Origin of the sequence: Streptomyces sp. NBC_00483 (assembly GCF_036013745.1) — a bacterium.
GTDB lineage: Bacteria > Actinomycetota > Actinomycetes > Streptomycetales > Streptomycetaceae > Streptomyces.
Map to the genome: position 1 here is coordinate 1,890,136 of NZ_CP107880.1, position 25,433 is coordinate 1,915,568.

Here is a 25,433-nt window from a genome sequence, read left to right on the forward strand (position 1 = left end):
TCCTTTCACCGTGCGGGTGGGCAAGACGGTGTTCCCGTGGTCGAAGAGTCCGGCAGGGCGCGGCGCGGCCGGGGCGCAGTGCGGGGCGGGGCTCAGCCGGCCGCGGCGCGGTCCCGGGACAGCTGCCGCAGCCAGCCGTCGAGGAGGCCGGCGAAGCCGTCGACCTCCTCCATCGGGTAGTGGCCGACGCCCGGCAGCAGCGCGTACTGTCCGTGCGGAAGCGCCTCGGCCGTCCGCCGCACCTGTTCGAGGTCGAGCCACAAGTCATCCTGGCCCGCGACCAGTTGGACCGGGCAGGTCGCGGATTCCAGTGCGTCCCGTACGTCGTGCGTGCCCCAGCCGATCAGGTCGGCACTGGAGACGGCGGGATCCTCGCGACGGTGCATGGTGGCGATGAGTTCGGCCGTGGCGGGCGGCACGGCGGAGCCGACGACGGCGAGGGTGCCGAGGTAGGTCCGGTCGGAGCGGCTGGGCGCGGCCAGATCCTGCAGTTCGCGGCGGAGCCCTGCCACGTTGACGCGTCCGGGACCGGCCTCGGCGGCCAGGGCGACGGCCCCCGCCAGCTCGTCCCCCGCCCGTACCGCCAGCTCGAGGGCGATCTTGCCGCCGATGGAACAGCCGACGACGTACGGGCGCTCCAACTCGAGGGCGCTGATGAGCCATTGACACCATTGCGCGTACTGGGTCAGGTCCTCGACCGGGCCGCTCCGGGCGGGCTCGGAGCGGCCGTGGCCGGGCAGATCCGGGACGATCACGCGGTAGCCGAGTGCGGCGAGCTCCTCGGTGGTGCGGCGCCACTGCACACCACTCTGCCCGGCGGTGTGCAGGCAGAGCACCGGGGCGCCCTCCCGAGGCAGCTCGGTGCCTGACGGGTCGACGCCTGACTGCTCGCCACCTGCCTTTTCGAGGTACGCCTGCTCGACGTAGCCGAACGCTCCGTCGATCTCCAGGTAGCGGGCTTCGTGCCGGATGCGGGTCATGCGCGCGCCTCCTCGGCCAGCGTCCGTGCCGCGTCCGTGATGAGGTGCAGGACCTTGGTCAGGCGCAGGTACTCATAGGCGTCGCCGGTGGCGTGGAACTGCCCGCGCATCATGCGCGCGACGAGGTCGTTGCGTTCCCCGGTGAGCAGTTCGGCCCAGGTCAGCTCGTCGGCGGCGAGGGTGAAGGTCGGCCCGTGCGGGGTGCGGCGGGCGACGTCGATGATGCGGCCGAGGTAGACGCGCAGCTGCACCTCGTTGTCTCCCGCCCTGAGACCGATGGCGCCGTCCCATGTGGCGGTCGCGGCGGCGAACTGGTCGTCCTGGGACAGGAGTTCCGCGACAGCGCTCCCCCACTCAACGGTTCCGGGTGCGAGGGATGCCGGGTCGGGACCGGTTCCGCGGGCGTGCACCAGGACGGCGCTGGTGCCCTCCTGGACGCGTTCGCCCCGCTGATTCTCGAGGACCACGTGCCGGTGGACCACGCCCTGGTGAGGGTCGGACGTGCGGCGACAGCGCGTGATGGTGAGGGTGCACTGGAGGGTGTCGCCGACGTACGAGGGCTTCAGGTAGCGCCAGTTGGTGTCGAGCAGGGCGATGACGGACTCCCCTGCGAGGCCCATGTCGTGGAGGAATCCCAGGAAGGCCGCGATACCGAACGGCCCGTGCAGTATCGGCCGTTCGAAGCGTGTCCGTGCCGCCCACTCGGGGTCGGTGTGCAACGGGTGTCTGTCGCCGCTGAGTTCGGTGAACGCCGCGAGGTCGTCGGCGGTGATCCGGCGTGCGGTACTGGTCCAGCGCTGCCCGGGGCGGAAGTCCTCGAAGTACAGGGACTGCGTTCGGACCGCCGATTGCGATGCCGCCATGCGACTCCTTAAGAACGAACGTTCATGCGTAGACAAGCAGCGCACAAGTCCGGCCGTCAATAGGCGTGTTGAGATACGCATTGCGATGCGTGTTGCGATGTATCGAGCCGCGTTGACCATGACCCGAGAGCCCCGTAGCCTCCCCGCATGAACGATCGTTCTCCCGTACTGGACCTGATCAGCGACTCCGGACGGGGCAATGAGGCGGCCATCCTCCGCGCCGCCCTGCAGCTGTACGCGGAGCGCGGCTTCAACGGCGCCTCGATGCGGGACATCGCCCGCGCCGCGGGCACCAGCCTGTCCAACCTCTACAACTACTTCCCCTCCAAGGCCCGCCTTCTCACGGAGCTCCTGAACCGCGCCAACGCGGTGCTGTCCGCGCAGGTGACATCGGCGGTGGACACCGCGGGCAAGGATGTGGCCGGCCAACTGGGCGCGGCCGTACGCGCCTACGTGAGTTTCGTGGCGGACTACCAGACCGCCATGCTCATCGCGCTGAGCGAGGTGCGCCACCTGGAGGGCGAGGAGCGCGCCCAGGTGGTCGCCGAACGCGACCGCAACCAGGAGATCTTCGAGGAGCTGGTCGCCGCGGGCGCCGCGTCGGGCGTCTTCACCACCCCGTACCCGCAGGACGCGGCGCGCAGCATCCTCGCGATGTGCTCCACCATCGCCACGTGGTACCGCCCGGAGGGACGGCTGACCAAGCAGGACCTGTGCGACCAGCACGCCCGCTACGCCTTGGCGCTCCTGGAGAGCGGGGCCGACGGCCGCTGAATCGCCGTACGGAGCTGAACCGCGGTACGAAGCTGAACCGAGTCACGGAGCTGAACCGCGGTACGAGTCAGAGCCAGTCGCCGTCGGTCACGGAGCCGAGGCCGACTCCGGACAGGCGGCGGTGCAGGGCGACGGCCTGGCCCTCGGTCAGTGACGCGACGTGGTCGGCGGCGGCGCGCAGCGGGTCGCCGTGGAGGGCGAGTTCTTCGGCGCGGTCGGTGGGCAGCAGGTGCGGGGATTCGTGGGTCCAGCGCAGGAGTTGGGAGACGATGCGGCGTTTGCCGTGCTGCTGGGTGGCCAGGGCCGGGCGGTCGATGACGTAGCACCAGACCAGTTCCTTGAGCAGCTCGCAGGCTGTCCGGCGCTCGGTGGGGACGACGAGGCGGGCGCCGTACCGGATCGCTGCCGCGCCGCCGACCTGCAGGTCGATGTCGCGGGTGAAGTGGTCGATCAGCTTGGCGGTACGGGCGTTGAGGGCGACGTCGTCCTCGTGGCGGCCCCCGTACGGCTTCGCGATCGACAGCGCCTTTGCGATGTCGGCCAGGATGTGGACCGCCTCGTCGCGGTCGAAGCCGGCGCCCTCGCGGTGGCGCTTGGCCGCCACGTAATCCAGGAAGCGCTGCGTCTCGCGCTCGGTGTCACCGCCTGCGGCCCCGGGCGCCGGGAACAGCGAGGCCAGCGGGATCAGCCCCGCGCGGTAGAAGTCCTCCACGTCGTGGCAGGCGTAGGTGACATCGTCGGCCCAGTCCATCACCTGCTCCTCGACCGGCACCGCGTCGTCGTCACGGCCCGCCCGCACCCACCGGAACGCCTCCCGGTCGATCGCGTAGACGCCCCATTTGCCGTGCCGCGCGGGGTCGACGTCGCGCGCGGCACGCTCCCACGGGTACTTCGTGGCCGCGTCCAGGCAGGCCCGGGACAGGTGCAGGCCGCGATGGCCCGCGTACTTGTGCGCGGCGAGGAAGGTGAGGATGTGGAGGGTCTGGGCGTTGCCCTCGAAGCTGTCGAGGACGCCGTGCCCGGCGTGCAGCTCGTCCATCGTCGCGCGCAACGCGGTCTCTCCGGCGTGACCGAACGGCGGGTGCCCGATGTCGTGCGCCATGCAGGCCGCCTCGACCAGGGCCGGGTTCGGACCGCCGTAGCGCCGCTCCAGACGTTCGGCCATGCGCCGCCCCAGCTGCGCGACCTTCATCGAGTGGGTGAGCCGCGTGTGGTACGCCCCGAGTTCGCTGCTGGCGACGACCTGGCTCTTGCCCGCGAGCGCCCGCCACTGCGTCGAGTACAGGATGCGGTCCACATCGTGCTCGAACCCCGACCGCTGTCCGTCGTCCGCGACGCGTCGACGGAGGGAGTGCTGCTCCAGGTCATCATCGGTGTAGTGGGCAGGTCGCATGGCGCGATGGTACTGGCCGACCGGGAACGCGTCCTGGCGTTCGGTCGACGCCAGGACGCGTTCCCGGCCGACACCAGGACGCGTTCCGACCCGTTCAGGCCTGGGTCTCGGTGGCCCGGCCGCCACCGAAGACCGCGGGGAGCGGGCCTGCGGCGCAGGGTGTAGTTGGTGTTGGCGTAGCTCCAGTCCGCCCCCGGCTCGAACCGGGCGGGCTTGGACAGCTGAGCCTGGACGAGTCCGTCAGGACCGCATACGACGCGACGTGTTGCGCAACCGCGTGCTGCTACTGGAGGGCGAACGCGACACGGCCGTCGCCGGGTTGCGGGAGCTGGCCGCGAAAGCCCAACACAGCGGCGACATGGGCCTGGCCGCTGAGATCTGACGCCCGGTCGCGGAGACGCCCGCGGGCTAGGCCCTTCTGACGGTTCGACAGGCGTGAGCCCCACGCGGCGTTCGGCGCGGCGAGCACGGTGCCGCTGCCGGACACGGACCGGACCTGGCCGCCGCCCCTTTCCGCGACGGCGGACAATGAGCCCTCCAGGACACTTCGAAAATCGAGGCCGCACCTCAGGAGGGGAAGCGTGACCGAGACCAGCAACACCCGATCCGCCGACAGTGAATCGCCAAAGGCGCCACGGAGCCGGCTGCAGCGCCTGATGCGTTACATCCCCATGATCGCCCCCGTCCTGCTGTGGGCCGTGCCGTGCTGGGTTCTCCTGCACGCCGGTCAGCACTGGCCGCTCCCCGTCGCCCTGATCGGCACCGCGCTGTTCGCCGTCGGCCTGATCGGGATGCCGCTCGCGATGGTGCGCGGCCACGGCCGGCGCCAGCAGGACCGGGCGGCGATCGTCGGTGACACGCTGCTGGGCAGCGTCTGGGTCCTGTTCACGTGGTCCGTTCTGCTCGGCGTTCTGCTGCGGCTCGCCCTGACCGTGGCCGGCGTCGGTGACGGAGAGGGCCGGGCGCGCATCGTCACCTGGGCCGTCCTCGGCGTATCCGCCGTACTGCTCGTCTGGGGGTACGCCGAGGCCCGACGCGTGCCACGTGTGCGCACGCTCGACGTGCAACTCCCGCGCCTGGGAGCCGGGTTGGACGGCACCCGGGTCGTCCTCATCACCGACACCCACTACGGTCCGCTCGACCGTGCCCGCTGGTCGACCCGGCTCTGCGAGACGGTGAACACCCTGGAGGCCGACCTGGTCTGCCACACCGGCGACATCGCGGACGGCACGGCCGAACGCCGTCGCGCCCAGGCGACACCCTTGGGCACCGTTGAGGCGACTCGCGCCCGCGTCTACGTCACCGGCAACCACGAGTACTACAGCGAGGCCCAGGGCTGGGTCGACCTCATGGACGAGCTGGGCTGGGAGCCGCTGCGCAACCGCCATCTGCTCCTCGAACGCGGCGGTGACACCCTCGTGGTCGCCGGCGTCGACGACGTCACGGCCGAGTCCTCCGGACTGGCGGGTCACCGCGCCCACCTCGCGGGAGCCCTCGACGGGGCCGACCCCGACCTTCCGGTGCTACTCCTCGCCCATCAGCCCAAGTTCGTCGACCGCGCGGCGGCCCAGGGCATCGACCTCCAGCTCTCCGGCCACACCCACGGCGGCCAGATCTGGCCCTTCCACCACCTGGTCCGGCTCGACCAACCGGCCCTCGCCGGCCTCAGCCACCACGGCACCCGCACCCTCCTCTACACCAGCCGCGGCGCGGGCTTCTGGGGCCCACCCTTCCGCGTCTTCGCCCCCAGCGAGATCACCCTGCTCGTACTCCGCTCGCCGGAGCGGTCCGCTTCGGCGTAGGCGTGAACGGGTCGAGATGTCCACTCGGAGCGGCACAGGAGACGAAGAGGCACGAGTCCGGAGTCGCCGCGGCGACGGCCTGATCCGAGGGTACGAACGGGAGCAGGCTCATCGCCCCTCCAGGTACGCCGCCAGGTGATGCAGGCGAGTGTGGTAATCGGGATGCGATGACAGAAGCTTCCCTGAGACGCTCGGCCTGCAACGGCGTGCCGTGGGCCCGGTGCCAATCGCTGCCGCGCTGCCACACCCGGACAACGCGGAAGCCGTCACACGTCCGCTTTCCCGTTCTGCCGCCTGCATCATGTGCAACACCTCGGCGAGCATCGGCCCGAACCCGGCCGCTGCCGCATGACGATCCGCTCGCAGCTCGACTCGGCGCGCCACGGCGGCTAGCAGATACGGAGAAGCGACCAGCGGCAGGACGACAAACCAGTAGGACAGTGCGGCGACCAGCACGATGCCGCCCGTTGCTATGAGCAGCACTGCCGCCCAAAAGCCCATCCGCCCACGGCCAATGACGGCGACGAGGCGGACAAGCCCCCATACGGCGGACCACGCGAGCCGAGCCGGAACCGCGTACCACTGCCCCAGTAACGACGTCCATGCGTGACCACGAACGTGGTGACCCAGTTCATGGGCGAGGATCGCGGCCAATTGGCCACCGGACAGTCTCTCCAGAGCAAACCGAGTGACGCCCACGATGTGGCCCGCCGCGGCAAGCGCGTTGAGACGATCGCTGTCCTCGATCCACAACTCGTAGACGCGGCCCTCGACGCCCGTCCGGGCTGTAGCCTCCCGCCACAGCGGTTTCAGCCGGGCCAGTTCCTGCCGGGTGGGGTGACGGAGGTTCAGCAGATGCCGAGCCAGCACTCTCTCGGTGGGCCGGTGAAACGCCATGGCGCCCGAAACGAGCCACAGCAGAGTCCCCAGCCAATCCACGGCAGGGAGCAGGGCATGGGAGAGCACCCCTACGATGACCAGGCTTACGAGGAACGAGGGCAGATGCAAAAGCAGTTGCCCCCAGGCCGTGGCATCAATGCCCCGCTGTCGCTTCGCGAGGTGCACCCGCCCACGCCGACCGAGTTCCTCGTGCGGCGGGCGCCTCCCGGCGCTCGGATCGGACCAGTATTCCGATTCGCCGATGAGGTGGCCCTCGTCAGGCCCTGTCGCGCTACCCGGGTATTGCGACAGGGGTGGAACGGCCTCGCCCCGACAGTGCGGAAGCGGAATCGCCACAGCATCCGGGGAAGCCGAGGGCTCAGCACTGGGAGCGTGGCCGGGGCGGGCGGGATCTGGAGGAGTGATCATGGGATCTTCCTGTGTAAACGTACGGCCGGAACGTGACGGCGCCGTGAGAAATCGGTCGGCGAAGGACCTTCAGCCAACGAGCCGCACGATGGGCAACAGCAGCATTCCCACGCAATAGGCACCCAGGCCGACGCGGATCCACCGGTGTTTGGCGCCGACGATGCGGCTGTTCTGAGCCAGTGCCTCGAGCACTCCCTCGGTCGGATGCGCCTCGGTGACATCGAGTGCCTCCGCGAGCCGACAGTCGTCCGTGGCCCGGCGGATGTCTCCGAAGTACGTCAACGGCCGTCCAGGAGCCCACTGGACGTTGCCGTAACGGGGCACAACGGCGAGGAGCAGACACACCAGTGCGCCGGCCAAGGCCGCCAAGGCCACCCACAACAACGCGCTCCCCGCGACGGAGAGCCGTAATGGAAACCGTCCTCGGGCCGCGAGCAGACCAACGAGCAAGCTCACCGTCATGCTCATGACTCCCAGAAGTAGGGACGCCTTGCTGTCCGCACGGGCCGCCTCGGACCGCAGCTCCGTGAGTAGACGGGCCCCCGCAATCGGAGCTTCCGTCCCACCGCAGGTCATCGCTCCTCCTCGGAGCTGTCGGCGGCCGCCCTGTCCTTCTCCTTGTGGAAACGCACCAGGGTGTCATCGGCCCCGACCCAGGACAGGGCATCCGCTGCGGCAGGAGCAGGAGCTGCAACAGTGACGTTGCGGGCGAGGAATCCCTCCATGATCTCCACGGCCTGCTTGCTGAGACCCGCCCGCTGGTAGTCCTCCAGGTTCCCTTCCTTCAACACCTGCAGGGCGACCTCGGACTGGCTCCGGATCAGGTCCGCCTGGTCCTTGCGCAGGTTCTCCAGGACCAGCCGCGAATCCTCTGGGTGCTCCGCCAGGTGCAGGGCCCACATCGCCACGCCACCGCGCTGGAGGTACTGCTCGTAATAGCGGATCTTCGCTGCCTCCAGCTCCCTCACCTTCTCCTGCTGGCGGCCGTGCAGCATGACCAATTCATGGTCGTGCCGCGCCTGCTCGGTATTTCGCTCCGCCCTGGTCCGGTCCTCCTGCAATGCCAAGTCGTGTGACAGACCCAGCTGTTCGTCGGCGTACCGGAGTCGGCGAACCTCCTGCTGATGGATGATCGCGGCGTCGTCCAGCCTCAGCCGAAGGGCCCACGACGTGCGCAACCCGACTTCGCTTCCCAGCTCGCCCGCGTCGGCGATCACCTGGCACGCGGCGTGCTCGGCACCCGCACTCTCCTCGATGGGGAAGCGCCTGCTCACCGGACGTATCAGCCGCTCTATGCTGCGCTTCAAAAGAGCAGGCACATTCCGCTCGCCGCTGGCCACGAACTGTTCCGGCTGGGAGACCTGCCAGGTCAGGTCCACCTCTGCGGTGAAATCGAAGGCATCATTGTCGCTGGGCATCGGCAGCGAAGCGATGCAAGTGTGCACCCCCATATCTACTTCGTAGACCGCGGTGTACCGCCTGACGGCGAACAGCGAGCGCGCTGGCCGGCGGGGCGGCAGGTAGACCTTAAAGTCCCCCTTGTCCGTGGTGAAGACCAGCGCATTGTCGATCCGGCTGTAACCCCTGCGGTGGTCAAAACGGGACAGCTGACGCACGGTCAGTACGGGGTCGGCCAGGTCACTGTGCCGGTCTGCGCCCTGGTCCCAGTCGGTCTCGCGGCGGAGGTCTGCCATGGCTCGATTCTCCTCACTCAGTGGTGATACGGAACTTCACGGCCCTCAGCCGCAGGTGCGGCGGCAGCGCCACGCAGCACGGCCATCAGACGGCCGGCTACCGCAGGCGGGCCGTCTCCGCGTCGCGCGCACAATGTCCCGAGCATGTAGTCGAGACGCTTACCGTCCTCGGGTGACACGGCGAGCCTGGGAAGTAGCAACGTCAGTTGTCGCTCTACCTGCGGATCGCCGTCCGCCTCGAGAACCCAGCCGGCGAGGCCCTTCAACGCATCGGTGGTGTAACGCAGATCGGCCAGAGCGGTCTGCCACAGCAGGATCAGCTTCTCTGCATCTTCCACGCCCGACGTGGCAGCCTCCGCGTACCACCGCAACAGCAGCCGGCTGTCAGCGCGCGTGCCTGCAAGGACGAACGCATGCAGTGCCAGCCTCCGGCCGGAAGGCTCGTCCTGGAGCAACTCGAGCAGCCGCCCCAATACCCGGCGGCGGACCGGCACCGATTCGTCGCTCAGCAACAGCGCGGTGGACTCGGCGATGTGCTGCGCCTCTTTTTCATCGCCCCCGGTGCGGGCCGCTTCCGCCAACGCTTCCAGCGCTTCGTCGGGCATGTGGGGGCCCACGAGGGCATACGCGCGGATAGCCGTCCAGCGAGTCCGTGGTTCGGCCTCGCCATCGCACCAGGAGCGCAGGATCTGCGGGATGTTCGGGGCACCGACGGCGTACGCCGTGGCCAGAGCATTGGCGGCGACGAGGCAGTCTCGGTAGAGCTTCGACTTTGCCCAGCCTTCGATGAGCAGGGCCATCGCCGACGGCAGGTCGGTCTCGGCCAGCACGGCAGCGGTGACTGCCGCACGGGTGCGCACCAGCGGGCGTCCGTCCTTTGCGAGCTTGCGGAGCCACGCGAGCAGAGCCGGCCGCGCGGAGGGGTGGCTCGTCCACACTTCACGGAGGACCTCTCCGGCGGCTCTGCGTTCCTCGAAGCGTGCCATGCGCTGGAGCACAGGGCCCCACTCGGTGTGTTCCTCCTGCCAGTACTCGACGGCTCGGGCCAGACGAAGCCGCTTGGTTATGGACGTCCCGAAGATGCCGACACGGGGCTCCTTCCCGGCATCTTCGGTCCTCTGGAATTGCCCCCACAGGGAATCGCTGAGCTCCGCGGTCAGGGCGTAGGCGGCTTCGTCGAACGCCGCGAGGGAGATGAGGAACGCCTTGTCCCGAAGTGTGGTCTCGTCGGTTCCGAACCATTCTTGGACCTGATCTCGGACCAATATCGGGCCGACGTCCACCAACTCCTCGTAGGTGATCCTGCCATCCGCGTGCGCGGCCAATGCCTCCGCGAACGACGCCGCCTCCCGCAGTTGATGGTCGTCCCTGCCAAGGAACTCCCGGGAGATCGGCAGGCTCAGCAGGCCGTTCTCCTTCCGCGGGTCCTGTACTCGGGCGTGCAGGTGTGACCGGAGCACGGCCTGGGGCGATGACGGCTGCCATTCGACGACGGCTACACCCCGCAGGGTTGCGAACAGGTCGACAGTGATGACCATGTAGGCATCCTTCTTGCGCAGGGTGTCCTGCACCGCCCATAGGTCGATGTCGCGCAGCGGGTTGTCCCTGTCCGTCACCAGATCGCTGATGAGGTAGCCGAGCGAATCGCCATTCATCTCGTCCGTCAGCGCCGTCGGCCGGGTGTTGGGGTCGATGGCGCGTACACGCGAGGCGTCAATGGACCGCAGCAGCATCAAAGCGGCGCTGCGACGACCCGTGAAGGGCGCGCCGGACAGTACGAGAACCCGCTCCTCGCGCAGCCGGTCACGAAGGGGGTGAACGAGCGTCTCGTATCCGGCGAACACCTCGGCCAGGTGGTCGAGTTCGGCAGCCGGGATGTTGCCGGAGGCATGGGTGGCGGCACCGAAGCGGTAGTGGTGCTCCACCTTGGTTCCGAGGACGACGTCGCCCACGACGCTGCCACCGGTGACACCGGTCTGAGCACCGCCGACCAGGCTGCCGCCGACGGAGGCCGGTACGTGTTCGTACAACTCTCGACGGGCGGCCCAAGGGTCTTGGGGGCGATCTTCCTCCGCGTCGGCGTGCTCGCCGTTCCCCGGTTCCTGCCTGTCGGCTGCCGGGTCGGTGTCGTCCTGGGACGATTCCGCAGACTTGTCGCCGGGCTGCTCGCTCATGGCTGCTCGCTCCCGTTCTCGCACTGGACACTGCCCAAGATCACGTCACCGATGACCCGACCGCCACTGACTCCGGTCTGATCACCCATGACCTGGCTGCCGCCGAACGACACGGTCCCGCCGTTGAATGTGACGTCCGCCCCACTCTTCGCGGGCGCGACACCAGGCGCCTCTCCGACTGCGACGTCCTGCGCATCCGAGCCCTCGCTCCCAGCGGAGGGAGACTCCGGGGCGGGGGTGGTCGTGCCGTACGGGAGCGGACCATGCAGCCACAGCTCGAGTCGGTCCTTCTTCACGGCCACGGGAGCGTGATGGAACTCCTCCGGGCGCAGTCCGCGATGTCCGTGACGGACCACGCCTTCGTAGACCGAGGGCGACACCCCCAGCACACAGTCCGCGTCCCGCTGTGCGAGGGCCTTACGCAGGACCTCGGAGTCGAGCAGACGGCAGGACTGATTGAGGTCGTGCCCGACGAGCCCACCGACAGTGCCACGCTTCGGGTCCAAGGCGACTTCTCCCGAGGCCAGGACCATCCGTAGCCGCATCTGCGCACTGCTCGATGCCAGGCGGTTGTACAGGTGCAACGCATCTGGAGTGGTCGTCAGCAGGACCCGAAGCAGCGCAGTTTTCGGGATGTCGGAACTGATCAGAACGATTAGGCCGTCCCCGCGGTCCTCGCGGTACTGCATGTTCCGCTCGACCCCCGCCTCGGCGAGGGTGTCCTCAACTGCGTTGTGCAGTTCCCGGCGCAGGTAAGCCTGCGCCACATTGTCCCGTCGGCTGAAGTCCTCTATGTCGAACAGCAGAATGGTGCGGTTGACGGGTTCTCTCAGGGCCAGGCTCATACGTGCCTCTCGGACGGTCGGGCTCGGTCCGAAGCACTATCCCGCGAGGGTCTGACATTGAAGAAGGAACACCTGCACACAGCCTCTGTAACCGATGGCACACAACTCGGTCCGGCTGCATGTTTTTTGACTACCCGCCACCCGCGATCCGGCGCAGCAGGTCCGGCCGGATGATCACCATCCCCCTTCGGCTGGTGCGGACGATGTCGCGCTCTCGCAACTCCTTCAGAAGCCTCGCCACCGCCTCTCGCGAAGAGCCGACCGCACCTGCCAGCTCATGTTGGCTGAGGCCGGTGGTCAAGCGCACACCCTCCGCATCCTCCACCCCGTGTGTGCGCGACAGCTCCAAGAGCAGGAGTGACAACCGCTCACGAATCCCAAGGGCTCCTTGATCCACACGCCGCCGGTCACTGGCGCGTGTTCTGTCCCCGATGAGGCTGAGCAGTTGGAGAGCAGTTTCCGGGTACTCCGCAAGATGGCCCAGGAACCTGTCGCGCTCGATCGCGACGGCCTCGACCTTGCCGATCGCAGTGACCATCGCTGAGCGTGGGCGGCCACTGACTGCGGATGCCTCACCGCCGACGTCGCCCGGCCCTCTCAGGGCGAGTAGGGCTTCGTAGCCGTTGGCCGCGGAGCGGGTGACCTTGGTCCAGCCGGCAAGGATGATCATCACGTGGGTGGACGGTTCGTTCTGATGCACCAGAACGGACCGTGGGCCGTACTCGATGGGTTGACCCAGTTCCAGCAGCGCGACGCGTACCGGGTGTTCCAGCCGGGCCAGGAACGGAACTTGGTCGTCGAGCCTGTTGGATCGCAGCGGCGCCGGCGGTTGGGACGGCGCGGGAGCGTCCGCCGATCCATGCTGCCCGGGCCTGGCCGTACCGTTAGTCTCCACCCGTACTCCCCCAGGCCAGGCAGCTCCGCCATGCTTCAGCGGATCCCTACCCTCGCTCCGCGCATCCACCCTATGACACGAGAATCAGAACAACCCGGCTGCGTGCTTCCCTCTGGCACCGACTCGCGCCTCGGATCGCTCAACCTGGCCTCACGGTTGGCATGGTCCACGCCCGTGTCCGCGAAGCGCTATCTGAACGACCGCCAGCGCCTCCAGTGCCCCTCCCCTCCCCTCCCCGGAGACCGCCCCGTGGCCGCGGTCCGCGAGAGGCGGCAAATACCGAGGGATACAGAGGTCAAATCCTGGAAGAACAAAGGAAAAGAAGGAGTCAAGCGTGCGGATGCGCCCCAACCCGAGGCGCGTGTGGATGGAGCGGGGAGTTAGCCTGGGTGTTGGTTGTCCGGGGCAACCAACGCTCCCGGGCGGGTGCCACTTGTGCCGGGCGCGGCGTCATGCGCCGACGGCTCCGGACTGCCTCCCCCACGACCAACAAAGCACTACCACCGGCGCGTACGGAGACAAGCGGGTCGGTGGCCCCAGGAGGACAATCCATGCCTGCAGAGGCATCCGCACCCACCCCCACCCCCGCAACACCCCTGGATTCCGAGGGCACTTCGAACGACTCGGTCATATCTGACGCGGCGTCCGGCACCTCGGAACCCTTCCGCACCTTCATCGAGGACAATCTCGCCGCACTGGCGGCCCACCCGGACCGCGAGGTCCTGGTCTACGAGGACCGGCGGCTGACCGCGAGTCAGTTCCACTCGCTGGTGCACCGCATGGCCCATGCCATCGCCGCTCAAGGTGTCACGCGCGAGTCGACCGTCACCCTGCTCAGTGGCAATCTGCCCGAGATCATCGCGGCCCGTTACGCCGCCAATCTCGTGGGCTGCCAGGTCAACCACCTCTACAACAAGCTGTCGGCCGATGTGCAGGCGGCGATCGTTCAGGACGTAGAGACCCAGGTACTGATCGTCGACCCGTACTACGCGGACCGCGCCGTGGAGGTCATCGAGAGCGCGCCCGTGCGGCACGTTCTCGTGCTCGGCGAGGACAAGCGGGAGATCGGGCAGGACCTGCTGGCGCTCGCCGCCGAGCAGCCCGACGAGGCGTTCGTGTCGCGCGCCCGCCCCGATGACATCTGCACCATCCGGCACACCGGCGGTACGACGGGCCACCCCAAGGGCATCGTCACCACCTTCGAGCAGGTCAACCGGATGCGCCGGATGGTGGATCAGGCGCGCCCCGCTGAGCGGGAGTTGCCCCGGCAGCTCGCGTGCACCACCCTCGCGCACGCCGCGGGCATGCTGGCGGACAACGTCATCCATTCCGGCGGCTGCATCGTGCTGCTCGACGACTTCGACGCGGGCGACGTGCTCGCCACCATCGAGCGCGAGCGCATCACGCACCTGTTCCTGCTGCCGCCGCTGGTCTACCAGCTCCTCGACCACCCGGACTCCGAGCGCCGCGACCTGAGCAGCCTGCGCGGCCTGACGTACGGCGGTTGCCAGGCGTCGCCCGCCCGGATCGCGGACGCCGTACGCCGCTTCGGGCCCGTACTCCTGCAGTTCTACGGGCAGAACGAGGCCGGCGGCATCAGCGTGCTCACCCCGGACGACCACGACCTGGACCGGCCCGAGCGGATGCGCTCCGCGGGCAAGGTGCTGCCGGGCGTGGAGGTCGCCATCCGCGACACCGACGGCAAGGACCTGCCGGTCGGCGAGCTGGGCGAGATCTGCATCCGGTCCGAGGGCACCATGACCGGCTACTGGAAGCAACCCGAGCTGACCGCCGAGGTGCTGCGGGACGGCTGGCTGCACACCGGTGACATCGGCTTCCTCGACGACGAGAACTACATCACCGTCGTGGACCGGCTCAAGGACATGATCGTGGTCGTCGGCGGCCACGTGTACACCACCGAGCTGGAGGACCTGCTCAACTCGCACCCGAAGGTGCTGCAGAGCGCGGTCTTCGGCGTCCGGGACGCCGACCGCATGGAACAGGTGCACGCCGCGGTCGTGGCCGCGCCGGGCGTCGCGGTGGAGGCGGAGGAACTGCGGGCGGCGGTGCGCGGGCAGCGCGGCCCGATGTACGAGCCGGCCCACATCGACTTCGTGGACGCGCTGCCCCTGACGGACGCGGGCAAGCCGGACAAGAAGCTGCTGCGGCAGCGTGCGGAGGAGCGGGTCTAGCACCCACCGGGTGTCGAACGCGGCCCTGTCCTCTGCCGGAGCAGAGGGCGGGGCCGCGTTCCACGCCCGCCGAGTGGCCCACGCCGACACCGAGACATCATGAGCGTGATGGCAGCGAGGGAGCAGCGCGGCCCGGCGCCCGCGGGGTCTCCCGTTCCGCGGGCTGTGCGGGTCGGCGGAGCACCACCAGCGCGACCACGAATGCCGCTCCGATCAGACCGGCCCCGACGGCGAACGCGAGCCGGTACCCGCCGGTGAGCGCGGCGGCCTGTGAACTGCCGCCGTCCATAAGGGCGTTCGCGCGGGACGCGGACAGCGTCGACAGGACCGCCACGCCGAGCGCCATGCCGATCTGCTGCGTCGTGTTGAACAGGCCAGAGGCCAGCCCGGCGTCCTCTTCGCGCGCCGCCGACATGCCGAGCCCCGCGAGTGCCGGGAGCACGAGCCCGCCGCCGGAGATGAGCAGCATCACGGGCAGCAGATCGGGAACGTACTCCCCCTGCACGGGCACCCGGGCGAGATATCCGAGCGCCCCGGCCAGGAGCACGAGCCCGGCGAGCAGCACCCGCCGCGGTCCGAAGCGCGCGGAGAGCCGGGCCGAGGCGCCCAGCGAGACCGCGCCGATCATGACGGCGGCCGGCAGCATCGCGAGGCCGGTCGCCAGGGCCCCGTACCCGAGCACCTCCTGCATATAGAGGGCGGCGAGCACCTGGAAGGCGAACATCGCGGCGAGCGTGAGGATCTGGGTGACGTTGGCGCCGACGACGGTGCGCGAGCGCAGGATGCGCAGCGGCATGAGCGGCGTACGGGCCCGGGCCTGGCGCACGACGAACGCGGCGACGAGGACGATCCCGGTCCCGATCAGTCCGGCGGCGCGCCATGAACTCAGCCCGTACGCCTCGATGTTGACGACGCCGTAGATGCCGAGCATCAGCCCGGACGTGATCAGCAGCGCACCCCAGGCATCGGCCCCCGCGCGCAATCCGAGGCCGCGGTCGGCGGGGAGCGCGGGCACCGCGAGGGCGAGCACGGCGGCACCGATGGGCAGGTTGATGTAGAAGATCCAGTGCCAGTCGAGGGCGTCGGTGAGAACGCCCCCCAGCACCTGCCCGATCGAGGCTCCGGCGGCGCCGGTGAAGCTGAACACGCCGATGGCGCGGGCCCGTTCACGGGGTTCGGTGAAGAGCGTGACAAGAATGCCGAGGCCGACGGCGGCGGCCATCGCGCTGCCGACGCCCTGCAGGAAGCGGGCGGCAAGCAGGATGCCGGGGCCCGTGGCGAGCCCGGCGAGCAGTGAGGCCGCGGTGAAGACGGCGGTGCCCGCGAGGAACATCCGCTTGCGGCCGATGAGATCGCCGAGCCGTCCGGCGAGCAGGAGCAGGCTCCCGAAGGCGATGAGGTAGGCGTTGACCACCCAACTCAGTGCTGTGGGCGTGAAGTTGAGGTCGTCCTGGATGGCCGGTAGTGCCACGGTGACGATGGAGCCGTCGAGGATGATCATCAGGGTTCCCGTGGCGATGACGCCGAGGGCGACCCAGCGGGACGAGCTCTGCAGCGGGACAGGTGGGGCTGGCGATGCGGACATGACGATGCCCTTCGGTCGAGTCGCCCCCCTCCCGGGCGGCGACGACAACACGACCGTAACAGATAGTTCCGTTGCAGACTATTTTTATCGGAACCACTCGTGGACTACCCTGGACACCATGACCGCCATGACGCCCGCGCCCACCCGGACCAGGCCGGACCTCTCGTACCTCCTGGACCACACCAGCCATGTGCTGCGCACGCAGATGGCGGCGGCGCTCGCGGAGATCGGCCTCACGGCCCGTATGCACTGCGTGCTCGTCCACGCCCTCGAAGAGGAGCGCACACAGAATCAGCTCGCCGAGATCGGCGACATGGACAAGACGACGATGGTCGTGACCGTCGACGCCCTGGAGAAGGCGGGCCTCGCGGAGCGCCGACCGTCGAGCGCGGACCGGCGGGCGCGGATCATCGCGGTGACCGAGGAGGGCGCGCGGGTCGCCGCACGCAGCCAGGAGATCGTGGACGGGGTGCACGAAGAAGCACTGGCGGCGTTTCCGACGAAGGACCGGGAGACGTTCCTGCGCCTGATGAACCACCTGGTGGACGGCCACCTGAACACCCCGTCCCCGAGCCCGTCCCCGGCGCGGCGGCCGCGGCAGCGCGGTTAGGCTCCGCCATCAACCTCCCCTCCCCTGTAGGGCCTGCCGGGCCTGCCGGGCCTGCCCGTGAAGCATGAAGCCGACATGTCAGATCTGTCGGTTCCGCGTAACAGCTCACGTTTGCGTCGGTCAGGACCTGCGGCAGCGGTCTAGGCTGGGGGGGGCAGTCCTCCACCGCCTTCCTGATGCGGCAGCGAGGGCATCTCCCCGCAGCAGAGTGAGCCTGCGGCGCATCCCACAAGCGCCGGGCTTGCCTTCCCCTCCCGCGGAAGTCGCCGACAGTCCGGCCAGTCCCTCGGGGCAACTTGGAGGCCGGGTAAGAACCACGCCCCCGGCCGCCTGGAGGGAGTGCTCCAGTGGCCGGGGAGCGGCTACCAGGAGGGAGCACGCGGCCGCCGTTCACAACGGCGGCCGCCGCCCGTTCGCCCCCTTGATGCGATCGGACCGGTACGGCGACGCATCGGGTTTTTGGGCGGACATGCGGTCGCCGCGGTGGGAGGCTGGAAGGAGCCCGGTCGCCGTCGCAGCTGTGGCGGCGACCTGGACAGCGCTGGACCACGGCTCCCCCTTGGTCCTCGCGCGAGTTGCCCTCCTGGCGTGAGGGCGGGGCGAGGGCTGCGGGAGTTGCCCCGTCGGCAAGTCACGTGTGGAGAGCAGGGGTTGGAGCCGTGTTGTCGGCGATGCGGCTCCAGCTAGGGCCGGCCCAAGGAGCTCGGAACGACCAGCGCGTTCGCCCCTCTGACCCAGCTCACGAGCACCGCTTCCGCGAAAGCGCCGGGTCAGCACGTCACACGTCAGGCGTCACACGTCACACGCCACACATCAGGCGAGATACCGACCGAAGATCTCCCGACTGTCAGGAGTGAAGGTCCACTGCTGCAGATTCCGCCGCAGCTCGGACTCGGTCAGCCACCCGTGCCAGGCCACTTCTCCCGGATCGGGGACGCCGACCTCCGGAAGCACGGCATCGCACACCCCGAGCCAGTAAGGGCTGAGCCCACTCCGGTTGAGGGACGTGAACCGAAGACACACCGCCGCCCGCACCCCCAACTCCTCACCGAGCTCGCGGGCAGCCGCCTGCTCATAGGACTCACCGACTCCCGCAGCGCCCCCGACACCGAGTTCGTAGTGCCCCGGGAAACGGGACAGCTGCGCGGCACGCCGATGGACGAGAAAGCGACCTCGCCCATCGCGGCACACCACCACGCCGACCCGGTGCAGCCAGCCCTCCCGAACAGCGTCCCGCCGACCGACCACCCCCAGCACACGGTCCCGCGCATCCACACGTTCCACGAGTTCATCCACGACGCACACGGTCGCAGAACCCACTGACACCGGACCTGACCATGTCCGTCTCAGCGGTGGAGACGGCGCGCCCGACCCCGGGCCGCCGCCGCGCACCGGTCGTCGCCGACGTTCACCGCACCTTACGTACGGGCAGGATGGCCGGCGCGCCGGCGAGACACACCAAGGTCAGTACCGAAAATCTTTCGACCAGCGACTCAAGAAGCCGGCGGCGCCGTGCTCTTGCGGACGACGAGGCTCGTCGCCAGTTCGAGGCGTGTGGTCACCGGCTCCTGGACGCGCAACCGCATGATCATCTGCACCGCCTCCTCGGCCATCTCCCGGAGCGGCTGGTGCACCGTCGTCAGGGCCGGGCTCGACCAGCGCGCCACCGGGACGTCGTCGTAACCGACCACCGAGAGGTCCTGCGGCACCCGCAGGCCGCGGACCCGGGCCGCCTCCAGGACGCCGAGCGCCTGCAGGTCGCTGCCCGCGAAGATCGCCGTGGGCGGCTCGGGCAGGTCGAGGAGTTCGAGGGCGTGCTCGAAACCGCCCTCGACATGGAAGTCGCCGTAGCGGACGAGGGCGCGATCGCCTTCGATGCCCGCCATGCTGAGCGCGGAGCGGTAGCCGTCGAGGCGGGCGTGCGAGCAGAGCACGTCGTCGGGCCCCGTGATGATCCCGATGCGGCGATGCCCGAGGTCCACCAGGTGCCGCGTGGCGACCCGCCCCCCGTTCCAGTTCGCCGAGCCGACGGAGGGCACGTCCGGGTCGGGATCGCCCGCCGGGTCGACGATGACGAACGGGATGGAGCGCGACCGCAGCCGCTCCTTCACCTCGGCGGGCAGCGCCGAGAAGACGAGCACGACGCCGCGCGGCCTGCGCTGCATCACGCCCTCGATCCAGTCCGGGGCGGGCGCGTGCCGCGTCCCACTCTCGGTCAGCACGACGCTGGTCTGGTGCGCCTTGGCGACGTTCTCCACGCCGCGGATCAGCTCCATCGCCCAGATGCTGTCCAGCTCGTGGAAGACCAGCTCGACGAGCGGCGCCTCGCGGGCGGCCCGCGTCGTGCGCCGGTAGGAGTGCGCCTCCAGGACCCGCTCCACCTTGACCCGCGTCGGGGCGGCAACATCCTGCCTCCCGTTGAGCACTTTCGAAACTGTCGAAATGGAGACGCCTGCCTTTTGGGCCACCTCGGCGAGGGTGATGCGACCCAAGTCCTCGTCATCACGCATGCCTTGGAGCATAAGGCACGGTCAGACCCCTGTGCGTCATAACGCTTTGATAACCCGCCGAAGCGGGGTTGACCGCCCACGGGTCGAGATCTAGCGTCCCGACTCGTGAACTTTCGGTAATTGCGACGAAACAGTTTCGAGAGGCGAGGCGATGACTCTACGCGCACGGTTGCCCAAATCGGTCGCAGCGGGCGGTGCGGCCCTGGCCCTGCTGCTCTCCCTGTCCGGCTGCGGCGGCGGGTCCTCCGCGGCGGGCGACGACGACGGGAAGATCCATGTCCTGGTCTACGGAGACTCCGCGAACAAGGTCGAGAAGCAACTGATCGCCACCTTCAACAAGAAGTCGAAGGTGAAGGCGGTCCTGGACACCATCCCCGGCGCGGACTACCAGGCGAAGCTCCAGACGATCATCAACAGCAAGCAGGCGCCCGACGTGTTCTTCAACTGGGGCGGCGGCAGCATCAAGCCGTTCGTGGACGCGAACCTGCTCATGCCCCTGGACGACTTCATCGCCGACGACCCCACCCTGAGGTCGAAGTTCCTGCCGTCGGTGTTCAACAGCGCGATGCTGGAAGGCAAGTCGTACGGCGTGCCCATGCGCGGCACGCAGCCGGTGCTGCTCTTCCACAACAAGAAGGCACTCGACGAGGCGGGCGTGAAGGCGCCCAAGACCTGGGCCGAACTCCTGGACGCCGTCAAGGCGTTGAAGGCGAAGGGCATCACGCCCATCGCGCTCGGCGGCGGCGACCAGTGGCCGACGCTGATGTGGTTCGAGTACCTCTACGACCGGGTCGCGGGACCAGGCCTGTTCCCGAAGGCCCTCGACGGGAACACGACCGTCTGGGAGAGCGCCGAGAGCAAGAAGGCGCTCGGCATGATCCGGCAACTGGCGAAGGCCGGGGCGTTCGGCACGAACTTCGACTCCGTGAAGTTCACCGACAAGGGCTCCCCCACGCTGCTCGCCACCGGAAAAGCCGGGTTCGAGCTGATGGGTTCGTGGGAGTACTCGACCCAGCAGGACGCCCACCCCGAGTTCGCGAAGAAGGACCTCGGCTACACCACCTTCCCTGCGGTCAAGGGCGGCAAGGGCAACGCGGACAACCTCGTCGGCAACACCAACAACTTCTACTCGGTCCTGAAGAAGACCGAGCACCCCGAGGCCGTCGCGGACTTCCTGAAGCTCCAGTACTCCGACGAGTTCGTGAAGGAGCAGCTCGGCATCGGCAATCTGCCCACCACGACCAACACGCCGGACTACTTCGACAAGGCCGCGAGCCCTGAGTACGCGAAGTTCCAGTTCGACCTGGTGAAGAAGGCGCCCTCGTTCCAGCTGTCGTGGGACCAGGCCTATCCGCAGTCCGCGGCGACCGCGATGCACCAGGCGGTCCAGCAGTTCCTGAACGGGCAGCTGGATGAAGGCGGCTTCATCAAGGCGATGCAGGCCCTGCCGATCTCATGAGCACCGAGACCCTCCTGAAGCGCGAAAGGGCCGCCCCGCCTCCGGCGTCCGCCGCACGCCGCGGCGGTCGCGGTGGCCCCGATGGTCGCGGGAACCGCGGCGGTGGCATCGGAGTGGACCGTCCCGGCGTCGGCTGGGCGGTCCCCGCCGCGATCTTCTTCGGCCTGTTCGCCCTCGTCCCCCTCGTCCTGGTCGCCGTTCTGTCGTTCGCGACGTGGAACGGCCTGAGTGCCCCTGAGTTCACCGGGCTCGACAACTGGAAGAAGCTCTTCGACGACCCGGTCCTGCTCAAGAGCCTGTGGCTCAGCGTCCTGCTGACCGTACTCGGTGTCGCCGTGCAGACGCCGCTGAGCATCCTCCTCGGCGTCTGGGCGGCCGGCCACCAGCGCAACCGCGCCGTCCTGTCCGCCATCTACTTCGTACCGCTGCTGCTGTCGGTCGCCGCCGTCTCGGTACTGTGGCGTGCGGTCCTCGACCCGAACTTCGGCGTCCCGGCGCAGGCCAAGTGGCTGTTCGGCGACGGCAACCTGTTCGGCCACCAGGCGAGCGCGGTCGGCGTCCTGGTGTTCGTCAGCACCTGGCAGTTCACACCGCTGCACACGCTGCTCTACCAGGGCGCCGCCCGCGCCGTGCCCCAGGTCCTGTACCAGGCCGCGCAGATCGACGGAGCGGGCACGGTCCGGCAGTTCTTCCACATCACCCTGCCGCAGCTGCGCAACAGCATCATCACCTCGATGATCCTGATGGTGGTCGGCGGCCTGACCACGTTCGACACCGTCCTGATCCTCACCCAGGGCGGCCCCGGCACGGACACCACGATCAGCGCGTACTACATGTACCAAAAGGCCTTCAAGAGCTTCGACTACGGAACGGCGTCCGCGATCGGCCTGCTCCTGGTCCTGGTCGCCACGGTCATCTCGCTGGTGATGGTGCGCCTGTCGGGCTACGACAAGATGCGCAGCACGATGGAGGGCCTGTGACACACGTCGAGACCCGGACGGTGCGCCGCCGTCGCGAGCGGCCCAACTACCTCGCCGGATTCGGGTCGTTGATCTGGTTGTTCCTGGTCGGTCTGCCGCTGTACGTGATGCTGGTCGCCACGTTCCAGTCGAGCTCCGACTACGCGGCGAACGGCCCGCTGGCCTTCCCCGAGCACTTCACGCTCGACAACTACATCGACGACTTCAACAACGGCTTCGGCCAGTACTTCGTCAACACCGTCGTCGTCACCGTGTGCGTCGTCGGCATCATCCTGCTCCTGGTGCCGCCTCTCGCGTACGCGATCGTGCGCGGCCGCGGCCGGCTCACGAGTGGTGTGTTCCGGCTGTTCCTGCTCGGCCTCGCGATCCCCGCGCAGGCCGTCATCGTCCCGATGTTCTACGTGATCAGCGAGGCGGGCCTCTACGACAACCTCATCGGCATCATCCTGCCGACGGCGGCCTTCGCCATGCCGGTGTGCACCCTCATCCTGACCGGGTCGATGCGTGACATCACCCCGGAGCTGTACGAGGCGATGACGGTGGACGGCGCCTCACCGCGGCGGATCTTCTTCCGCCTGGTGCTGCCGCTGTCCCGCAGCGGACTGTCGACGATCATCGTGTTCTCCGCGCTTCAGGCGTGGAACGGCTTCCTCTTCCCGCTGGTCCTCACCCAGTCCGCGAGCACCAAGGTCATCACCATGGGTCTCTACGACTTCCAGACGGAACACGGCGTCGACATCCCGGGCCTTCTCGCCGCGGTGGTGCTGTCCATGCTGCCCATCCTGATCGTCTACCTGTTCGCCCGTCGTGCCCTGGTCCAGGGGCTGATGGGAGTCGGAGGAAAGTGACCGAGCACCTGGCCGTACCGGCCGAAGAGACCGACGCGACACATGTGCCCGCGTGGCGCGACGCGAGTCGTACCGCTCAGGCCCGTGCGGACGCGCTGCTCGCCGAGATGACCCTCGAGGAGAAGATCTCCCAGCTCTTCGGTGTGTGGGTGGGCGCCTCCGCCGAGGGCGGTGACGTCGCCCCGCACCAGCACGACATGGAGGAGACGGTCCACCTCGACGAGCTTCTCCCTTACGGGCTTGGGCAGTTGACGCGGCCGTTCGGCACGGCGCCCGTCGATCCCGCGCTCGGCGCGCTGTCCCTCGCCCGCACGCAGCGCCGCATCGCGGCCGCGAACCGGTTCGGCATTCCGGCGCTTGCCCACGAGGAGTGTCTGGCCGGGTTCGCCGCGTGGGGCGCCACCGCGTACCCCGTTCCGCTCGCGTGGGGCGCCTCGTTCGACCCGGACCTGGTCCGGCGGATGGCCGCGGCGATCGGCCGTGACCTGCGCTCGGTCGGCGTGCACCAGGGCCTCGCCCCGGTCCTGGACGTCGTACGTGACGCCCGCTGGGGCCGCGTCGAGGAGACCATCGGCGAGGACCCGTACCTCGTCGGCACGGTCGCCACCGCGTACGTCCAGGGCCTGGAGTCGGCCGGGATCGTCGCCACGCTCAAGCACTTCGCCGGGTACGCGGCCTCCCGCGCGGGCCGCAATCTCGCGCCGGTGTCCATGGGCGGACGGGAGTTCGCCGACGTGGTGCTCCCGCCGTTCGAGATGGCCGTGCGCGAGAGCGGCGTACGGTCCGTCATGCACGCCTACACCGACATCGACGGCATCCCGTCGGCCGCCGACGAGCGCCTGTTGACCGGGCTGCTCCGTGACACGTGGGGCTTCGAAGGGACCGTCGTCGCCGACTACTTCGGCATCGCGTTCCTCAAGACCCTGCATGCGGTGGCCGGTTCGTTCGGCGAGGCCGCGGGCGCCGCGCTCGCGGCGGGTGTCGATGTCGAGCTGCCCACGGTGAAGACGTTCGGCGACCCCCTGCGCAAGGCCATCGCCGACGGGTCCGTACCGGAGTCCCTCGTGGACCGCGCGGCCCGCCGAGTCCTCGCCCAGAAAGCCGAGTTGGGCCTGCTCGACGAGGACTGGGACCCGACTCCTCCCGCCCTCGCGGGAGTCACCGCCGACCGCGCTCGGGCGACCGTCGACCTGGACCGCGAGTCCAACCGTGAACTGGCCCGCCAGGTGGCCGAGGAGTCGGTCGTCCTGCTGTCGAACGACGGCACACTGCCGCTCGCACCGGACGCCCCGGCCCGCATCGCCGTGATCGGCCCCAACGCGGAGACACCGACGGCCGTCCTCGGCTGCTACTCGTTCCCGGTGCACGTCGGCAGCCGTACGCCAAGTGCCCCGCTCGGCATCGAACTGCCCACGCTGCGCGAGGCGTTGGCGGCGGAGTTCCCCGGCAGCGAGGTCGTCACGGCGCCCGGTCTCGCCGAGGCCGACGCCACCGACACCGGCTCCGAAAGTTTCGCGGCCGCCGTCGCCCTGGCCCGCGGGGCCGACCTGGTCGTCGCCGCGCTCGGCGACCGGGCGGGACTCTTCGGGCGCGGCACGAGCGGCGAGGGCTGCGACGCCGCGTCCCTCGCCCTGCCCGGCGCACAGGAACAGCTCCTCGACGCGCTCCTGGACACCGGCACACCGGTCGTCCTGACACTGCTCGCCGGCCGGCCGTACGCCTTGGGCCGCGCGGTCCGGGAGAGCCCGGCGATCGTGCAGACCTTCTTCCCCGGCGAGGAAGGCACGACCGCCCTGGCCGGCGTGCTCAGCGGCCGGGTACGCCCCTCCGGCCGGCTGCCGGTCAGCGTCCCCGGCGGTCCGGGCGCCCAGCCGTCCACGTACCTCGCTCCGCGCCTGGGCCAGGCCACCGAGGTCTCGAACCTGGATCCGGCCCCGGCGTTCGGCTTCGGCCACGGCCTGACGTACACCACGTTCGACTGGAGTGATCTGGAGGTCGGCAGCGAACTCGCCGCCACCGACGGCGAGTTCACGCTCGCCTGCACCGTGCGCAACACCGGCGCACTGCCCGGGACCGAGGTCGTCCAGCTGTATCTGCACGACCCGGTCGCGTCCGTGGTGCAGCCGGTGCAGCGACTCATCGGCTACGTACGCCTGCCGCGACTGGCGCCGGACGAAGCCGTACGGGTCCGGGTGCGCGTGCCCGCCGACCTCGCGTCGTTCACCGGGCGCGAGGGACGCCGCGTCGTCGAGCCCGGCGACCTGGAGCTGCGGCTGAGCGCGTCGAGCACCGAGCCCCGGCTCACGGCGCGGGTCACGCTCACCGGCCCCGTCCGACATGTCGACCACCGGCGCAGCCTGCACGCCCACTTCGCGTTCAGCACGCTCCATGCGGGAGATGGTGGGCGAGGCACGGCCACCGAACAATAGGTACGCCGGACCGAAAATTTTTCAGTCATCAACCCTCCTTAGAAGCCCCAACTCGCCTCTATCTGCCGCCTGTTGATTGAAGAAGCCCAGCT

General features: G+C 69.1%; 20 protein-coding genes. 8 read left to right on the forward strand and 12 right to left on the reverse strand.

Going from position 1 to position 25,433, the window contains the following annotated elements; translation table 11 throughout:
* Positions 1 to 92 precede the first annotated feature (92 nt).
* Positions 93 to 980, reverse strand: coding sequence for an alpha/beta fold hydrolase (locus OHA73_RS08150; RefSeq protein WP_266715920.1), 888 nt, complete (start codon positions 978 to 980; stop codon positions 93 to 95).
* On the reverse strand, positions 977 to 1,843 hold the full coding sequence (locus tag OHA73_RS08155; RefSeq protein ID WP_266715919.1) for a MaoC/PaaZ C-terminal domain-containing protein: 867 nt from the start codon (positions 1,841 to 1,843) through the stop codon (positions 977 to 979). Before OHA73_RS08155 ends, OHA73_RS08150 begins: the two co-directional genes overlap by 4 nt.
* Before the next feature lie 147 nt (positions 1,844 to 1,990).
* Between OHA73_RS08155 and OHA73_RS08160 the strand changes: the two genes are divergently transcribed.
* A complete protein-coding gene (locus tag OHA73_RS08160; RefSeq protein WP_266715918.1) occupies positions 1,991 to 2,617 on the forward strand; it encodes a TetR/AcrR family transcriptional regulator in 627 nt (208 codons plus the stop codon).
* A 67-nt stretch (positions 2,618 to 2,684) separates the two neighbouring features.
* On the opposite strand, the gene OHA73_RS08165 is transcribed toward OHA73_RS08160, so the two are convergent.
* Complete coding sequence (locus tag OHA73_RS08165) at positions 2,685 to 4,010, reverse strand: deoxyguanosinetriphosphate triphosphohydrolase family protein (RefSeq protein ID WP_266715917.1); 1,326 nt, start codon at positions 4,008 to 4,010, stop codon at positions 2,685 to 2,687.
* 581 nt (positions 4,011 to 4,591) lie between these two features.
* Between OHA73_RS08165 and OHA73_RS08170 the strand changes: the two genes are divergently transcribed.
* Positions 4,592 to 5,812 carry a metallophosphoesterase gene (locus OHA73_RS08170; protein WP_266715915.1) on the forward strand — a complete coding sequence of 407 codons (1,221 nt, stop codon included), beginning with the start codon at positions 4,592 to 4,594 and terminating at the stop codon, positions 5,810 to 5,812.
* Between the two features lie 108 nt (positions 5,813 to 5,920).
* Here OHA73_RS08170 and OHA73_RS08175 read toward each other — a convergent pair whose 3' ends face one another.
* From OHA73_RS08175 to OHA73_RS08200, 6 genes are all read right to left on the reverse strand, one after another.
* Entirely contained in the window at positions 5,921 to 6,877 is a 957-nt protein-coding gene (locus tag OHA73_RS08175) for a M48 family metalloprotease (RefSeq protein ID WP_266715913.1), read from the reverse strand.
* A gap of 312 nt (positions 6,878 to 7,189) precedes the next feature.
* On the reverse strand, positions 7,190 to 7,588 hold the full coding sequence (locus tag OHA73_RS08180) for a Pycsar system effector family protein (RefSeq protein ID WP_266715911.1): 399 nt from the start codon (positions 7,586 to 7,588) through the stop codon (positions 7,190 to 7,192).
* Between the two features lie 104 nt (positions 7,589 to 7,692).
* A complete protein-coding gene (locus OHA73_RS08185; protein ID WP_266715909.1) occupies positions 7,693 to 8,814 on the reverse strand; it encodes a PE-PGRS family protein in 1,122 nt (373 codons plus the stop codon).
* Between the two features lie 17 nt (positions 8,815 to 8,831).
* The gene (locus tag OHA73_RS08190; protein ID WP_266715907.1) at positions 8,832 to 10,988 is read right to left on the reverse strand and encodes a hypothetical protein; all 2,157 of its coding nucleotides are present in this window, start codon (positions 10,986 to 10,988) and stop codon (positions 8,832 to 8,834) included.
* A complete protein-coding gene (locus OHA73_RS08195) occupies positions 10,985 to 11,833 on the reverse strand; it encodes a hypothetical protein (protein WP_266715905.1) in 849 nt (282 codons plus the stop codon). Before OHA73_RS08195 ends, OHA73_RS08190 begins: the two co-directional genes overlap by 4 nt.
* A gap of 130 nt (positions 11,834 to 11,963) precedes the next feature.
* Entirely contained in the window at positions 11,964 to 12,728 is a 765-nt protein-coding gene (locus OHA73_RS08200) for a Crp/Fnr family transcriptional regulator (protein ID WP_443063047.1), read from the reverse strand.
* 551 nt (positions 12,729 to 13,279) lie between these two features.
* Between OHA73_RS08200 and OHA73_RS08205 the strand changes: the two genes are divergently transcribed.
* Positions 13,280 to 14,920, forward strand: coding sequence for an AMP-binding protein (locus tag OHA73_RS08205; RefSeq protein WP_327654683.1), 1,641 nt, complete (start codon positions 13,280 to 13,282; stop codon positions 14,918 to 14,920).
* A gap of 97 nt (positions 14,921 to 15,017) precedes the next feature.
* Here OHA73_RS08205 and OHA73_RS08210 read toward each other — a convergent pair whose 3' ends face one another.
* Positions 15,018 to 16,505 (reverse strand): MFS transporter, encoded by a 1,488-nt coding sequence (locus OHA73_RS08210; protein WP_327654684.1) that lies wholly within the window; start codon positions 16,503 to 16,505, stop codon positions 15,018 to 15,020.
* Between the two features lie 118 nt (positions 16,506 to 16,623).
* Here OHA73_RS08210 and OHA73_RS08215 point away from each other — a divergent pair, with 118 nt between their 5' ends.
* Entirely contained in the window at positions 16,624 to 17,115 is a 492-nt protein-coding gene (locus tag OHA73_RS08215) for a MarR family winged helix-turn-helix transcriptional regulator (protein WP_327654685.1), read from the forward strand.
* Between the two features lie 813 nt (positions 17,116 to 17,928).
* Here OHA73_RS08215 and OHA73_RS08220 read toward each other — a convergent pair.
* Entirely contained in the window at positions 17,929 to 18,411 is a 483-nt protein-coding gene (locus OHA73_RS08220) for an NUDIX domain-containing protein (RefSeq protein ID WP_266715897.1), read from the reverse strand.
* Positions 18,412 to 18,608: 197 nt separating this feature from the next.
* Positions 18,609 to 19,637: a LacI family DNA-binding transcriptional regulator gene (locus OHA73_RS08225; protein ID WP_266715895.1), complete on the reverse strand. Its 1,029-nt coding sequence runs from the start codon at positions 19,635 to 19,637 to the stop codon at positions 18,609 to 18,611.
* Between the two features lie 139 nt (positions 19,638 to 19,776).
* On the opposite strand from OHA73_RS08225, the gene OHA73_RS08230 reads away from it, so the two are divergent.
* Genes OHA73_RS08230 through OHA73_RS08245 form a run of 4 tightly spaced genes read left to right on the forward strand, consistent with a single transcriptional unit; the run spans position 19,777 to position 25,341 of the window.
* Positions 19,777 to 21,084 (forward strand): ABC transporter substrate-binding protein, encoded by a 1,308-nt coding sequence (locus tag OHA73_RS08230; protein WP_327654686.1) that lies wholly within the window; start codon positions 19,777 to 19,779, stop codon positions 21,082 to 21,084.
* Positions 21,081 to 22,064 carry a carbohydrate ABC transporter permease gene (locus OHA73_RS08235; RefSeq protein WP_327654687.1) on the forward strand — a complete coding sequence of 328 codons (984 nt, stop codon included), beginning with the start codon at positions 21,081 to 21,083 and terminating at the stop codon, positions 22,062 to 22,064. The genes OHA73_RS08230 and OHA73_RS08235 overlap by 4 nt, the downstream gene beginning before the upstream one ends.
* Positions 22,061 to 22,912 carry a carbohydrate ABC transporter permease gene (locus tag OHA73_RS08240; protein ID WP_266715889.1) on the forward strand — a complete coding sequence of 284 codons (852 nt, stop codon included), beginning with the start codon at positions 22,061 to 22,063 and terminating at the stop codon, positions 22,910 to 22,912. The genes OHA73_RS08235 and OHA73_RS08240 overlap by 4 nt, the downstream gene beginning before the upstream one ends.
* A 44-nt stretch (positions 22,913 to 22,956) precedes the next feature.
* Positions 22,957 to 25,341 carry a beta-glucosidase gene (locus OHA73_RS08245; RefSeq protein WP_443063204.1) on the forward strand — a complete coding sequence of 795 codons (2,385 nt, stop codon included), beginning with the start codon at positions 22,957 to 22,959 and terminating at the stop codon, positions 25,339 to 25,341.
* The last annotated feature ends 92 nt before the right edge of the window (positions 25,342 to 25,433 follow it).

Bases quoted from the DNA above. Each gene is read 5' to 3' on its own strand.
- OHA73_RS08150 (WP_266715920.1), bottom strand. From the start codon at position 980: ATGACCCGCATCCGGCACGAAGCCCGCTACCTGGAGATCGACGGAGCG.
- OHA73_RS08155 (WP_266715919.1), bottom strand. From the start codon at position 1,843: ATGGCGGCATCGCAATCGGCGGTCCGAACGCAGTCCCTGTACTTCGAG.
- OHA73_RS08160 (WP_266715918.1), top strand. From the start codon at position 1,991: ATGAACGATCGTTCTCCCGTACTGGACCTGATCAGCGACTCCGGACGG.
- OHA73_RS08165 (WP_266715917.1), bottom strand. From the start codon at position 4,010: ATGCGACCTGCCCACTACACCGATGATGACCTGGAGCAGCACTCCCTC.
- OHA73_RS08180 (WP_266715911.1), bottom strand. From the start codon at position 7,588: ATGAGCATGACGGTGAGCTTGCTCGTTGGTCTGCTCGCGGCCCGAGGA.
- OHA73_RS08185 (WP_266715909.1), bottom strand. From the start codon at position 8,814: ATGGCAGACCTCCGCCGCGAGACCGACTGGGACCAGGGCGCAGACCGG.
- OHA73_RS08190 (WP_266715907.1), bottom strand. From the start codon at position 10,988: ATGAGCGAGCAGCCCGGCGACAAGTCTGCGGAATCGTCCCAGGACGAC.
- OHA73_RS08195 (WP_266715905.1), bottom strand. From the start codon at position 11,833: ATGAGCCTGGCCCTGAGAGAACCCGTCAACCGCACCATTCTGCTGTTC.
- OHA73_RS08205 (WP_327654683.1), top strand. From the start codon at position 13,280: ATGCCTGCAGAGGCATCCGCACCCACCCCCACCCCCGCAACACCCCTG.
- OHA73_RS08210 (WP_327654684.1), bottom strand. From the start codon at position 16,505: ATGTCCGCATCGCCAGCCCCACCTGTCCCGCTGCAGAGCTCGTCCCGC.
- OHA73_RS08215 (WP_327654685.1), top strand. From the start codon at position 16,624: ATGACCGCCATGACGCCCGCGCCCACCCGGACCAGGCCGGACCTCTCG.
- OHA73_RS08225 (WP_266715895.1), bottom strand. From the start codon at position 19,637: ATGCTCCAAGGCATGCGTGATGACGAGGACTTGGGTCGCATCACCCTC.
- OHA73_RS08230 (WP_327654686.1), top strand. From the start codon at position 19,777: ATGACTCTACGCGCACGGTTGCCCAAATCGGTCGCAGCGGGCGGTGCG.
- OHA73_RS08235 (WP_327654687.1), top strand. From the start codon at position 21,081: ATGAGCACCGAGACCCTCCTGAAGCGCGAAAGGGCCGCCCCGCCTCCG.